This is a genomic window from Paraliobacillus ryukyuensis, assembly GCF_003315295.1.
GTDB lineage: Bacteria > Bacillota > Bacilli > Bacillales > Amphibacillaceae > Paraliobacillus > Paraliobacillus ryukyuensis.
Map to the genome: position 1 here is coordinate 75390 of NZ_QNRI01000002.1, position 14177 is coordinate 89566.

At 36.9% G+C, this 14177-nt stretch carries 12 protein-coding genes; 7 read left to right on the forward strand and 5 right to left on the reverse strand.

Annotation, left to right across the window (positions count from 1 at the left end; all coding sequences use genetic code 11):
* Positions 1–3 precede the first annotated feature (3 nt).
* Positions 4–369 (reverse strand): winged helix-turn-helix transcriptional regulator, encoded by a 366-nt coding sequence (locus tag DES48_RS03700; protein WP_079710380.1) that lies wholly within the window; start codon positions 367–369, stop codon positions 4–6.
* Positions 370–496: 127 nt separating this feature from the next.
* Here DES48_RS03700 and DES48_RS03705 point away from each other — a divergent pair, with 127 nt between their 5' ends.
* The 3 genes from DES48_RS03705 to DES48_RS03715 all read left to right on the forward strand — a co-directional run bounded on the left by DES48_RS03705 (position 497) and on the right by DES48_RS03715 (position 3228).
* Positions 497–1552: an LLM class flavin-dependent oxidoreductase gene (locus DES48_RS03705; RefSeq protein WP_113866967.1), complete on the forward strand. Its 1056-nt coding sequence runs from the start codon at positions 497–499 to the stop codon at positions 1550–1552.
* Positions 1553–1565: 13 nt separating this feature from the next.
* Entirely contained in the window at positions 1566–2132 is a 567-nt protein-coding gene (locus tag DES48_RS03710; protein ID WP_113866969.1) for an NADPH-dependent FMN reductase, read from the forward strand.
* A gap of 895 nt (positions 2133–3027) precedes the next feature.
* A complete protein-coding gene (locus DES48_RS03715) occupies positions 3028–3228 on the forward strand; it encodes a hypothetical protein (RefSeq protein ID WP_113866971.1) in 201 nt (66 codons plus the stop codon).
* A 64-nt stretch (positions 3229–3292) separates the two neighbouring features.
* Here the strand turns inward: DES48_RS03715 and DES48_RS03720 are convergent, their stop codons facing one another.
* The 4 genes from DES48_RS03720 to DES48_RS03735 form a co-directional block, all read right to left on the reverse strand.
* Positions 3293–4762 (reverse strand): MDR family MFS transporter, encoded by a 1470-nt coding sequence (locus tag DES48_RS03720; RefSeq protein WP_113866973.1) that lies wholly within the window; start codon positions 4760–4762, stop codon positions 3293–3295.
* Positions 4763–4775: 13 nt separating this feature from the next.
* Complete coding sequence (locus tag DES48_RS03725) at positions 4776–5627, reverse strand: TetR family transcriptional regulator (RefSeq protein ID WP_170126161.1); 852 nt, start codon at positions 5625–5627, stop codon at positions 4776–4778.
* Positions 5628–5793: 166 nt separating this feature from the next.
* Positions 5794–7011: an NAD(P)/FAD-dependent oxidoreductase gene (locus tag DES48_RS03730; RefSeq protein WP_113866977.1), complete on the reverse strand. Its 1218-nt coding sequence runs from the start codon at positions 7009–7011 to the stop codon at positions 5794–5796.
* 118 nt (positions 7012–7129) lie between these two features.
* The gene (locus tag DES48_RS03735) at positions 7130–7840 is read right to left on the reverse strand and encodes an HAD family hydrolase (RefSeq protein ID WP_079710387.1); all 711 of its coding nucleotides are present in this window, start codon (positions 7838–7840) and stop codon (positions 7130–7132) included.
* A 201-nt stretch (positions 7841–8041) separates the two neighbouring features.
* Here DES48_RS03735 and serC point away from each other — a divergent pair, with 201 nt between their 5' ends.
* From serC to DES48_RS03755, 4 genes are all read left to right on the forward strand, one after another.
* A complete protein-coding gene (gene serC / locus DES48_RS03740) occupies positions 8042–9130 on the forward strand; it encodes a 3-phosphoserine/phosphohydroxythreonine transaminase (RefSeq protein WP_113866979.1) in 1089 nt (362 codons plus the stop codon).
* Between the two features lie 169 nt (positions 9131–9299).
* Positions 9300–10958 carry a methyl-accepting chemotaxis protein gene (locus DES48_RS03745; RefSeq protein ID WP_113866981.1) on the forward strand — a complete coding sequence of 553 codons (1659 nt, stop codon included), beginning with the start codon at positions 9300–9302 and terminating at the stop codon, positions 10956–10958.
* A gap of 163 nt (positions 10959–11121) precedes the next feature.
* On the forward strand, positions 11122–11982 hold the full coding sequence (locus DES48_RS03750) for a transporter substrate-binding domain-containing protein (protein ID WP_113866983.1): 861 nt from the start codon (positions 11122–11124) through the stop codon (positions 11980–11982).
* A 156-nt stretch (positions 11983–12138) separates the two neighbouring features.
* A complete protein-coding gene (locus DES48_RS03755; protein ID WP_113866985.1) occupies positions 12139–14175 on the forward strand; it encodes a bifunctional diguanylate cyclase/phosphodiesterase in 2037 nt (678 codons plus the stop codon).
* Positions 14176–14177 lie beyond the last annotated feature (2 nt).

The window sequence follows — 14177 nt, forward strand, 5'->3', positions numbered from 1 at the left end:
TCCTTATGAGCTTGCTCGCTCACTTTGTTCTTGTTCTTCTTTTTCAGATTTATGAAAGGTATGCTTTGTACCCCATTCATGCATTGCTTCGAGAATCGGTTCTAATGTTTTTCCGTAAGCTGTAATTGAATATTCTACTTTTGGAGGAACTTGAGGATAAACAACGCGTTCAACAATATCTTCATCCTCTAATTCACGTAACTGCTTGGTGAGCATTTTCTGGGTAATTCCAGGCATGGCGCGTTTTAATTCACTAAAACGCTTCGTACCTTGTTGTAATAAATGCAGGATAATAATTGGTTTCCATTTTCCTACGAGTATACCTAACGCATCTTCCACGCGACATTTTTCTGGTACACGTTCAGCCATTGTTGATCTCTCCTTTGGTATCTTTTTTGATACTATACCACTTTTAAGTGCGTACTTACTTTATAAAATATTATATACTAAAATAATAATATAAAATGTTACTAGAAAGCAAGGTGAATTTTAAAAAATGGAAAACAACATGAACCCAGAAAAAGGATTAGAATTTGGTATTTATACACTAGGGGATCACTTAGCTGATCCAACTACAGGAAAACGAATTCCTGCTCAACAACGACTAAAGGAAATTATTGAATATGCAAAGTTAGCAGATCAAGCAGGATTGGATTACTTTAGTGTCGGAGAGAGTCACCAATCTTATTTTGCAACCCAGGCGCATTCGGTAGTACTTGCCGCTATTGCACAAGCGACAGAAAATATTAAAATCGGAAGTTCTTCCACCATTATTAGTACTTCTGATCCCGTGCGCGTGTATGAAGATTTTTCTACCATTGATCTTCTTTCAGGTGGTCGTGCGGAGATAGTTGCTGGCCGAGCATCACGCATCGGTCTATTTGATTTATTAGGTTATGATGTGCAGGACTATGAAGCGTTGTTTGAAGAAAAATTCGATTTGCTACGTCAAATTAATGAAAATGACGTAGTCAATTGGAGTGGAGAGTTTCGTGCCCCATTACGTAATGCAGAGGTAATTCCTCGGCCACAAGAAGGATCATTACCAATTTGGCGTGCGGTTGGTGGATCTCCTGCTAGTGCGATTAAAGCGGGATATGCTGGAGTACCGATGTTCATGGCGCATTTAGGCGGGCCAGCATTCGTCTTTAAGCGTACGGTAGATGCTTATCGTGAAGCGGCTGAGCGGGGTGGTCACAATCCAGCTGAATTACCAGTTGCAACTGCCGGTTTCTTTTATGCAGCCGAAACGACCCAACAAGCGTTACGTGAGATGTACCCACATATTAATGAAGGAATGAAACGGACGAATGGGCAAGGATTTCCGAAACAACACTTTGCTCAAGGAGCAGATCCACACAATATAATCAATGTTGGAAGCCCACAAGAGATTATTGAAAAGATTCTCTATCAGCATGAAATGTTTGGTCACCAACGTTACATTGCGCAAATTGATTTTGGTGGTGTACCATTTGAACGATTAGAAAAAAATATTGAATTAATTGCGACAGAAATATTACCAGCAGTTAAAAAACACACAGCAAAGAAATAGGAGGGATGAAACGGTGAAAATTGTAGGTATATCAGGGTCAATCATTGGTTCAAAAACAAAAATAGCGATGACCCACACCATGAATAAAATAAAAGACAACTATTCAGATGCCGAAGTAAGTTTATTGGATTTAGCCGATTATGAACTTCCTTTCAGTGATGGTCGGAATTACTTGGATTACACTGGAGATGCTGCACACGTACTGCAAACAATTATGGATGCGGATGCATTAATTATTGGAACACCAATTTTCCAAGCATCAATTCCGGCCACATTGAAAAATATTTTTGATTTATTACCGGTGAATGCATTCCGTGATAAAGTGGTAAGCATAGTCGTAACAGCAGGTTCAGCGAAACATTATTTAATCGCAGAACAACAAATAAAACCAATTCTTGCCTATATGAAAGCGCAAGTAGTGCAAACCTATGTTTTTATCGAAGCTGAAGACTTTCTTAACAAAGAAATTATTAATGATGATGTGTTCTTCCGCATCGAACGATTAGTTGAAGATACGGTGATGTTAACTGATACGTTTACACGCATTCGTGAAGAAAAAGAGGCATCTTACGATTTTTAATAGAAATCAGACGTTTTTCATAAGCGTCTGATTTTTTTGTGGGATTTAATTGAATCAATTTTATAATTCAATGTTTGGTTGAAAAATACGAATGATATTTTAGACTAAATGTAGCATACTGCTTCGTTCAGTCAGCAAATGGGGTCGCTTTCCGAAGGCATCACCTCGGGCCCACAAGACGTGGGTCAGTTAGACGTTGTCACACGACGTGACGATTTTAGTTTAACATTCCTTCATCAACAAAAGTGGATCTTCGGTTGATGCGTTTCCTTCAGGATAAGGAACGCTTCGGCAGCGAATCCTCGCACGAAGAAAATAGTTTTTTATTTTCGAGGAGTCTCCCCCGGTTGCTTCCTTCTCTTATTTGTAAAGAAAACATGTAAAAGAAATAGCCATGTAATGTTCGTGTTTTATAAGTGTGGATGCAATTATGAAATTGAATCAATTGTTAAAAATAAACGAAATGATTAAAAGCTGTTGTAATGGATAAAAATGATCTCATCGTTCAAGTTAACCCTGTTTTAAAGTATCTTTTACATCAATGTATTGGTCATCAAGAAAAACCCTTAGTGGTCATCCTCTTATCAAAATTTTAGAATCCCAATGGATAGCGGTATTTCTGGGCAAATTTGAACTTTTTTTGACTAATAGAGCGATAGGCTGCGTGTTTTCTTCTAATTACGTGTATAACGGATGAAAAAAGCGAATGGGAAACGTAAAGTGGTATAATTAGGCATAAACTCGCTATTCGTTAATAGGATGGACTTCATTCGATTTTTATAATATAAGATCTTATGTTAGAATTTTTTACGAAAAGCTTGACGGAAGAAATTTTGATCAGGAGGAGATTGCGATCTCAATAGAAATAGCACCAAAGGGAGAAACATGTAGATTAGTGGCAGCTAATAAAGATGGCGAAGATATTCATGTAACAGTGCTTCATCAAGAAGAAGGTTTTGTATACTTTCCATTGTCTGAAAAAAATGACCAACGACAAGATATTGCGCGTTATATTACAGCTTTACAGGCAGAAATTGAAGCTGGTGTGTACCAAACAAAGTTAGTTGCCATGGAAGATGAAGAAGTATGCTGTTAAGGATAGCACGATTATAATAAGATCCAAAACACCCGCCATTCGGTAGAATGACGGGTACTATTTATTAAGCGGCAATTTTTTCTTTTTTCTGTTTATCTTTATCAACAACGAATAATGCGATAACCATTCCTGCGATGGATAAAATGGATGCAAATAAGAACGCATTATTAAATCCATGTAATGAAGCGTTTTGCGTTATTTGTTGGGCAGCCTCTGCTTGTGACAAATTCACTAATGCTGCAGTGTCTGGTTCATAATTGTTGGCACTCGTTGTTAAAACAGTGAATAAAATCGCAGTACCAATTGATCCGGCTACTTGTTGCATGGTATTCGCCATTGCTGAACCATGCGCATTCCAATCATCTGGGATTTCGTTAAGCGCAGCTGTCATGACAGGCATCATCGCCATTGCAAGCCCTAACATACGAATGGCATAAATGGTTGATAAGAAAGCGAAAGATGTTTCTGTCGTTAAATTCGTAAAGACAAATGTCGTTGCGGCCACGATTGCCAAACCAGGAACTGCAAGCTTTCGGACACCAAATTTATCAAATAACATCCCTGTGATAGGCGACATGAGGCCCATCAAAATGGCACCAGGTAAAAGCATTAACCCCGATTCTAATGGTGAGAATCCGCGTAATCGTTGCATGTACATTGGTAGCACCATTTCTGCACCAATCATTGACATCATAACAATCATGGTAATGATTAGCCCTAGTGTAAAGGTACGGAACTTGAATACTTTAAACTGTAGTAATGGTGTTTCTAACCTTGATTGACGAATGATAAAAAGGGTAAGTATGATCGCTCCAGCAATAAGAGAAATAATTACTTTAGGTTCGGACCATCCGCCACCTTCACCGGCTGTACTAAATCCATATAATAATCCACCAAATCCAAAGGAAGACAGTAAAATAGATAAGATATCTATTCTAGGTTTAGAAATTCTTGTAACATTTTTAACAGCAAAGAATGCTAAAATAACCGTCAAAACAACGATCGGTAACACAACGTAAAATAGAGCGCGCCATTCGAAGTGTTCTACAATCCATCCAGATAGGGTAGGGCCAATCGCTGGACCGAATGAAATAACTATACCAGCCATTCCCATCGTAAAGCCACGTCTTTCTTTTGGAATGACAGTTAAAATAACGGTCATCATAAGTGGTAGCATGATACCAGAACCAGCAGCTTGAACGACACGTCCTGCTAATAAGATAGGAAATGTGTGAGCTATCGCAGCGATTAATGTTCCTATCCCGAAGATAGAGAAAGCAGTCAAAAATAGTTTCCTAGTGGAGAACGTTTCAATTAAGAAAGCAGAGATTGGTATCATAATTCCATTGGTTAATAGAAAGGCGGTGGTTAACCATTGTACTTTATTTTGCGTCACGCCTAAATCCTCCATGATGCTCGGTAAAGCTGTAGCAAGCAACGTTTCATTTAGTATGCCGACAAATGCACCGACTAACATAACGACCAGCATTGGTCCTATTTTTAGATTTTCTGTTTGATTCACTTGTTGTGACATAATTAATTCCTCCTCATCCCTTTTTCGCAAATAATTGCTCTAGTTCCTGCATGTGTTTTTCTAAAGCAGGCTGTGTTTTAATATAAGAAGATAATGCTTCTATAAGATATTCTTCATGCTGGTTTTGCCAAAGATCATTAAGATGTTCAAGTGCTTGTAGCACTTTCTTTTTTGTATCCGAATCACTCTGTAAATGATTCGTAATTACCTTCATTTGATCAAGAAGGTGCCGTACTTTTGTTTCATCACTCATGTCTTTGTTTTTGATGTTCGTTTCCAACATATCGCTTGTTAAAATCGGTTGTTGTTGTTCAATATTAGCAACTAAAATATCCATGTTCGTGACAATGAAATTCGCTAACTTTTCAGAGTCAATTGTCATTTGATCAATAATGATAAGTGAGGCATACTCTCTTAGCACCGCTTCTAAGATAATCGTAAGATCCCAAATAGATGCTTCTGTCTGGGTACCGTATGCATCGATCAGATAGGTCTTGTGTTGGTGTAATAATTTAAAACGAAAGCCTTGCATCACTTCTGCAAACGTATTGTTTGTCTCTTGGGAAGCTTCTTGCAACAAAATTGGTAGGATGCAGCGATCTTGTTTAATTTGGTCTAATTCCGTTTTAATCCGCTGCTTAAATACTTCTCGATTACTCTGGTGATTCGTATTTTGGATGGTATGTAGTGTTTGTAGTAACCCATGATGATGATCCTCAATTAATTCAACAAATAGTTGATCTTTAGAGTCGAAATGGTGATAAAAAGCTCCTTTTGACATACCCGCTTGCGCAGCAATCTGCTGAACCGACGTTTGATGAAATCCATGTTCTGCAAATAATTGTAAAGCCGAATTTTTAATCACTTGCTTTTTTGAAATAACTGTACCCCCTTTGCTTTAACCAATTGGTCAAAAAACAAACCGGATGGTCAATTGCGCAAAAGCAATTATACAGAGCGGTACAAAGTTGTGTCAAGAATTTAAACTTTTACATCATAAAAACAAACTAGCTACATCGAATCGCGAGTGGCTAGCTTTTTAAGAGTGGTCGATCTTGTACATAATAAGAGAGATCTTGACTAGGTCCTTGCAAGATATCCTCTACAATAATCCGTGATAATAATTGACTATAAACCGTCCCGTTATCACCATAAGCATTTAAAAAATAACTATGCGGCGCATCTGGATATCTTCCGATTATGGGTAAGCCATCTCGCATGCCACCGTATTGTCCGGTAAGGTAATAGGCGGGTTTTACCGGTATAGTTGGAAATAACTTATGAAAACCAGTGATTAATTGATCTCTTTTCGCAATTAATTTGCTATCTCGGTCTTCTGGATAAATGGTGTTATCATCTAAACCACCAATAATCACGCGGTTATCGGCTGTTGTACGGATGTATAAATAGGGGCGAGCCGTTTCCCAAATCAACGTCTGATTTGGCCAGCTAGATAAATCAGCAACTGGTTCTGTGGTTACTGTATAAGTACTAACAAAAGTTGCTTGTTTTTCTTTTTTAAACTCCATATTTTCATAACCAGCACAATAAATAACCTGTTTTGCTTGGATGACATGATCCGTATCTGTATGAATCTCGACCCCATCCTCGTGATAAACATGACCATTTAACTTCGTATGCTCAAATACCTGCACTCCTTTATCCATAGCGTACTTTATTAAACCATGGGTAAAAATATACGGATTGAGTTCTGCATCGTTTTTAAAATAAATTGCTGCAGCTTTAGAAAAGGGGTACAGTTCTTCGATATCTTTTCTAGTTAAAAATTGTAATTGGAACTGCTCTTCTTTGAGTAACTGGTATTCTTGTTGTAATCTGCCAATATCTTCTGGATAACTTGCAAAATATAAAGAATCTCTTCTGGTAAAAGAGCAGTCAAACTCGATTTGCTTCGCAGCTAATTCAATATCATTAATTGCTCGGCGACATTGCTGTAAATGTTTGGAAATGTAGGAGGACCCAAATGTATTTCGTAAGTTAATAAACATTTTTTCGCCGGCATATTGAATGAGTGCTGTGTTGGCACTCGTACTGCCATTACCAATATTGTTTTTTTCAATTAAGGCAACATGTAAGCCTGACGAAGCAAGGTAATAGGCACATTGTGCACCGGAACTACCGCCTCCAACGATAAGTACGTCACAAGCTATATCTTCTGTTAATGTAGGATAAGTAGGTGCATCTGGCATGGTAGTTGGCCAATAATAAGTTCCTGATTGTATGTTCATTTGTCTACCTCTTTCATTAGTGGTATTCCGTTTCTTAACTTAACCATTAACCGGAGCGCTTATACCACGAAAAAAGCTCCCGAAAGAGGGAGCATAACTGTGAAGATTCTTACATTTTTTATAACGATTCGTTCTTAAATAAATCCAGCAATGCTTTCGGATGCTGGACTTCATAATCAGGTGCAAGGTCCTTTCTTGGCGCTGTTCGTTTACGGTGATTCATCCAAATTGCTTTCCACCCAACTTGCTTAGCACCAACAATGTCATGATCAAAGGAATCACCAATATAGATCGTATTTTCTTTGTCTAAACCAAGTTGTACTTCAATGATTTCAAAGACCCTTTTATCTGGTTTAGCTACACCCAGTGCACCTGAAATAAATAGATGATTATCTGGAATCCAGCGATCAAGTCTAAGCTTATCGATTTTCATGGCTTGGTGCTCCTTTTCTCCATTGGTTAACACCGCCAATTGGATATCGTCTTGTTGATGGAGTAGTGTTAGTAATTGTTCTACTTCCTCAAATAAGGTCATTTTCTTAAGCTCCGCTAAATAATCTGCTTGAAAATGCAAAGCCTCTTGTCGATTTAACGTAATTTCAAATGTCTTGGCAGCTTCAGTAATGCGATAAACTTGCAAATCTTCTACCGATACTTCGCCAGTAGTACTCTGATGAAATAATTCATCACTGAACTTGCGACTGCTAATATAAAGCTCGTGTAGCTCTTCTTCGGTAAAGGTTCTATCAAAAAAAGCTTGCGCTGCTATTTTAAAGGGTCTAGATTGGTCATATAGTGTATCATCAACGTCAAAAATTATTGTCAGCATAAAAAACACTCCTATGTAAAACTCGTTATGTAGTTATCATAACACGATAGAATAAACCAGTAAGAAAATTCTTAGACGAAAATTAATTTTTTTGAAAATTTTAAGTTGATTGAAAATAATAATATTGATAAAATGTTCACAAGCATTTATATGTACGATTTTCTAACAATAGTTTTTATTAAAATGGATAGGTGTGATGAGATGAAACGAGTATATAATTTTTCAGCTGGACCTTCTATGTTACCGCTACCCGTTCTAGAAAAAGCCCAACAAGAATTACTTAACTATCAAGGTTCTGGAATGTCCGTCATGGAAATTAGTCACCGCTCCGCTTTGTTCACAGATATTATTAAAGAAGCAGAGGCACTCTTGCGTGAATTAATGAATATTCCAAGTAATTATCGTGTGTTATTTTTGCAAAGTGGTGCCTCCCAACAATTTGCGATGGTTCCAATCAATTTAATGACAGGGAGTAAGGTAGTTGATTTTGTGCACACCGGTAGTTGGTCAAAAAAAGCAATTGCAGAAGCCAAAAAATTGGGAGATGTTCGAATCATCGCTTCTTCTGAAGATGAAAATTTCACCTACATTCCAAAAGTAGAGAAAAGCATGATCGATCCGAAAGCTGATTATGTGCATATCACGATGAATAATACGATTGAAGGAACGGTATTTAAAGAGATACCAGACACAGGAGATGTACCGCTCGTCACCGATATGTCATCAAGTATTTTATCTGAAGAAATCGATGTGTCTAAGTTTGGCTTGATTTATGCTGGTGCACAGAAAAATATTGCTCCAGCGGGCCTGACCGTTGTTATTGTTCGAGATGATTTGATTGGTCACGCGCCGGCCGATACACCTGCGATGTTTAATTATCAAACGCATCGTGATAGTCATTCATTATATAATACACCACCGACGTTTGCGATTTATATGGCAAAACTCGTCTTTGAATGGATTAAAGAAGCAGGAGGTTTATCAGCAATAGAAACAGTGAATCGTGAAAAAGCTGCTATGCTTTATAACTACATCGATGCGTCAAAACTATTTACCGCACCTGTTTCACCAGAAAGTCGTTCGCTAATGAATGTTCCGTTTGTTACAGTGGACGGGAATAAAGATCTAGAAGCAGCATTCATCAAACAAGCAGAAGCAGCGGGTTTACACACTTTAAAAGGGCATCGCTCGGTTGGCGGGATGCGAGCTAGTATTTATAATGCCATGCCAATAGAAGGGGTAGAAGTTTTAATTGCATTTATGAAGAAATTTGAACAGCAACATACCTAAGTAAAAACTTATTATTTTTTTTTCGATAAATACCGTTTGTATAAAATAAACTATTAGAATTAATCAACTGTTCTGATAGTTTATTTTTTATTAAAAAATTCTCCAAATTATGTCGATAATAATATTGTGATAAACATCACAAAAATGTGCTGATCTGGAGTGGTAAACAATGAAGAAAATCTTGAGTTTGGGTATTGGTGTGAAATTGGCAACTTTTTTTGGAATACTGGTTGTGGTTAGTAGTGTAAGTTTCTTTTTTACGAATATGTTTCTGACAGAACAGGAGACAGATGCAACCATTATTAATGTAGCAGGAAAACAAAGAATGCTAATCCAAAAGATGAGTAAAGAAGCATTGATTGTTTCTGATGGAAATGGTTCTGCGGATGATCTTGTTGAAACAATCAATATGTTTGATGAAGCTATAGAAGGACTTATGGGTGGTAGTAAATCTTTGGGCTTACCGAAAATGCCTTCTGAAGAAGTTGCTAATCAGCTACAAAGTGTAGAATTACTTTGGCAACCTTTTAAAGAAAATTTACAAATGATAGCAAATGACAATGGGAATGTAGACCAAGCTGTAGCATATATTTTAGACAATAATATGAATTTAGTCTCAGAAATGAATCGTGCTGTTTCTATGTATGAAACTTTTGCAAATAAAAAGGTAGGAAATCTGAAACTCCAATTACTAATTTCAAATATTATTATTATAGCGATAAGTGTCATGGGATTGTTTTTATTTAATTATTTAATTACTAAACCATTGAAACACATGGTTTATGTAGCAGGAAAAATTTCTGCAGGTGATTTGCAAGGAAATGAATTGCAAGTGAAATATAATGACGAAATTGGCAAACTAATACAAGCAATGCAAGCGATGCAAAAAAATTTAAAAACAGTGATAACAAATGTTGGCGAAGCAGCCAAAAAAGTCTCTAGTAATAGTGATTCACTAACAGAGTCAATGAATGAAATTAAAGTCGGAAGTGAACAAATATCTACTTCGATGCAAGAACTATCAAGTGGGACAGATGCACAAGCGAACAGTGCAATGGAACTAACAGAAACGATTGATAGTTATACAACTAAAGTCCAGTCAGCCAACGATAGTGGTCAAGCTGTCTTAAGGTTATCTGCAGAAGTACAGTCTAAAACAGCTGAAGGACGTCGATTGATGAATTCCTCCATTAATCAAATGGAAACCATCGATAGTATTGTTCAAGATGCAGTGCAAAAAGTAAAAGGATTAGACGAGCAATCGAAGCAAATCACGAAACTAATAAATGTTATCAAAGGGATTGCCGATCAAACAAACTTACTATCCTTGAATGCGGCAATAGAAGCAGCTCGTGCTGGAGAACATGGAAAAGGATTTGCTGTTGTTGCGAATGAGGTTCGTGTACTTGCTGAACAAGTGGCGTCTTCAGTCGAAGAAATCACTGGAATTGTCACCGGTATACAACAAGAATCGAATAACGTAGCTGTTACACTGGAAACAGGATATCAACAAGTAAATGAAGGTACAAAACAAATCAATACAACAGGTCAAACATTTGAAGAAATTGGGGAATCTATGTCTAACATGGTTAATCGAATCGAAAACATATCTGCAGATTTGCAAGATATCTCGAAAAATGGGAATGGTATGAGAAAGTCGGTAGAAGATATTTCATCCGTAGCTGAAGAATCAGCAGCAGGTGTTGAAGAAACAGCGGCTTCCGCACAACAAACGGCTAGTTCCATGGAAGAAATAGCAGCTAGTTCGAAAGAATTATCTCAATTAGCAGAGCAATTAACGCAACAAATTAGGCAATTTAAAGTTTAACGAAGAGACAAATTACCTATCCCTCTTGATCTGTGTCTAAAGATAAAAAAGCAGGCTTAATAATAGTACAAGTTTACAGAAATGAGTGATACAGTTATAAAATTATTGCTACAATAGAATAGATCTGTTATATTCTTAATGAAATAAAAAATAATATAGGGTGATGTATGTGAGAAAGGTAATAGGGGTATTTGTCTTGTTTGTATCTCTTATGATTATTTCTGGTTGTGGAACTACAGACAAAAATTCGACAACCACAAACATAGATGATAGCAAATGGAAAGACGTAGAAGAATCTGGAAAATTGGTTGTTGGAACATCAGGAACATTGTATCCGGCTTCTTACTATCCAGAAGGTTCTGATCGTATTACAGGCTATAATGTTGAAGTGATCAGGGAAGTCGCTAAACGACTAGGATTGGAATCAAAGTTTGAAATCATGTCTTTTGATTCCAAAATGGCTGCCTTACAATCGGGACGTGTAGATGTGGTGATGGCTGGACCAAGAGATGAAAGTAAAGAAAAATTTAATTTTAGTGAACCGTTTAAATATTCATATTCCACCATGATTGTTCGCTCAGAAGATCACTCGGGCATCGAATCATTAGAAGATCTTAAAGGTAAAGTAGCAGGTGGCGCTGCAACAACTGTTTATAGTGATATCGCTCGTAAATATGGCGCTGAAGTTAAAACATATGGAAATGCAACCAATGATGTTTATTTGCGAGATGTAGCTAATGGAAGAACAGATGTCATTATCAATGATTATTATTTACAGTCGCTTGCATTAAAAGCTTTCCCTGAATTGGATATTGAGCTACATCCAGACTTGAAGTTTCATCCACAAACAGTCAGCGTCGTAACACCGAAAGAAGACCAGATACTTGCTGATAAGATAGATGAAACAGTAAAAGAAATGAAAAATGATGGAACATTAACGAAACTCTCAGGTGAATTTTTTGGTGGGCAAGATGTATCACAAGAAATCAAGGATGACATTAAAGAAATTGAAGGTATAGAATAAAATAAAAGGAAGCAACTATTTTTTTCTCACATAAAATGGTTGCTTCCTTTTATTTTTTATTGTAAAAAAGTGTTATCATGTACGTCTACTCCTTGAAATAAGTGAATTTTTTCCGATAACTATAATAATAACATTTTTAAAATAGGAGTTGCTCCAATGTTTAAACAGCCAGATCCTAATTATTACGTTGTGCTGGAAGGTCATTATCAATGGGTGATTGTCCTTATATCCATAGCGATTGTTTGGTTTGCAGCTTATGTTGCAATAACTTCCAATCAGCGTATTGTTCAACACAGTTTTTTTAGTAAAAGCATTTGGATACTTTTTTCATCTATTGCGATGGGAATTGGCATATGGGCCATGCATTTTATTGGCATGAGTGCATTTATGATGCCTTTGAAAATGAGTTATAACCACTTGCTAACCATCCTATCTATCGTTCCTGCATTTGGGGCGTCTTTTTTAGCTTTTTATTTGGTGAATCGGAACAATCGTTCGCCATGGTTAAACATAGGGTCAGCTATTGTTATGGGATTAGGGATTTCATCGATGCATTATATCGGAATGGAATCGATGGTTATGGAAGCGAAGATGGTTTATACGCTTGAGATTTTTGTCCTATCAATTATTATTGCGATTGTGGTTTCTTTTATCGCTATTTACATTCTTTCGTCTTTACAAGAAAGAAGGAAGCGCGCATGGGTTAATGCAGGAATAGCAGTATTACTCGCAGTTGCCGTTTCATCGATGCATTATGTCGGTATGTTTGGCACGAAGTTTTATGTTCCGACCGAATACATTTCCAGCCATCATCAAGCGTGGCATATGGATATGAACTTACTAATAGCTGGTGTGTTTGTTTCCGTATTTATATTATTATTATTATTTTTAGTGTCTATTTTTCTTGATCGTTATATTGATTATCGTGTGCGTTTTTTTGATCTAGAGACTAGACTACCGAATGGACGCTATTACGAACGAGAATTACAAAAAAATAGGAATAGTCAAGCGATTGCAGTTTGGCAAATTAATGATCTTGATAAAGTAAACAATGAATACGGGTATGAAACGGGTGATAAATTGGTGCAATTTATTGCGAAGACGTTGCGAATGGTTCGCATACCTTCTGTCACATTGTATCGAATGGAATCCAATCGATTTGCATTCCTAACGCATCGTGATGATCAGTTGTCGCTATTGCAGGAGGAGATGGCGTATATTGCTAAGCGTTGGAAGAGGTTAACTTTCGCAGACAGTGAATTATTGGAATTAAAATCATCTTGTTCGATTGCTTGTATTGAAGATAGTGTAGATGTCAATAAACTATATAATGATGCCTTAACTGTATTTGAACATCCATCTACCATGTTTCAGCAAGAGGTGGTTCGTTATGACCCTGCTATTCATCGGTTTTCTTTTGACCAAAAGATTAGTGAAGATCTTGATCAGGCAATGGAGGCAGACGAGTTGTTTTTGGTATATCAACCAAAAGTAAGTTCAGACGATGGAAAAGTAAAGGGGTTTGAAGCTCTGGTACGCTGGGAGCATCCCACATTTGGCTTTTTATCGCCAGGTGTTTTTATCCCTATTCTTGAACATAGCAATCGTATTTTTGATTTGACCGATTGGGTAATCGAAACAGTATACCAACAATTACTAGAATGGAATAAGGAATTACGTTGTTCAATTAATATAGCGATTAATATTCCAGGTGATTATGTAAGTTCGCAGCGGTTGTTAGAAAAATTAACCCAAATGAAGACAACTTATAATATCAATGCAAAAATTGAGCTAGAGGTAACGGAAACGAGTTTTGTTAGTTCAATTGAGACAGCAAACCATTCCATCAGTCAATTTCGTGAATTAGGGTTCTCTGTTGCGCTTGATGACTTTGGTACTGGATTATCTTCGTTGTCATATCTTAAGCAAATGGCTATTACAACTTTGAAGATTGATAAGTCATTTGTCGATCGTGTCCCAGAATCAGAAAAAGACGCAAATATCCTAAAAGCAATTATTAATTTGGGGCAATCTTTAGGGTTACAAGTAGTCATTGAAGGCGTAGAAACAAAAACACAGGTTACGTATTTACAAGAGATTGCATCTTCTTTCTTATTCCAAGGTTACTATTTTAGTAAGCCGATGGAAGCAGCAAAAGTTATAGAATGGATAAAAACGCATGAGCTTAACTAAGC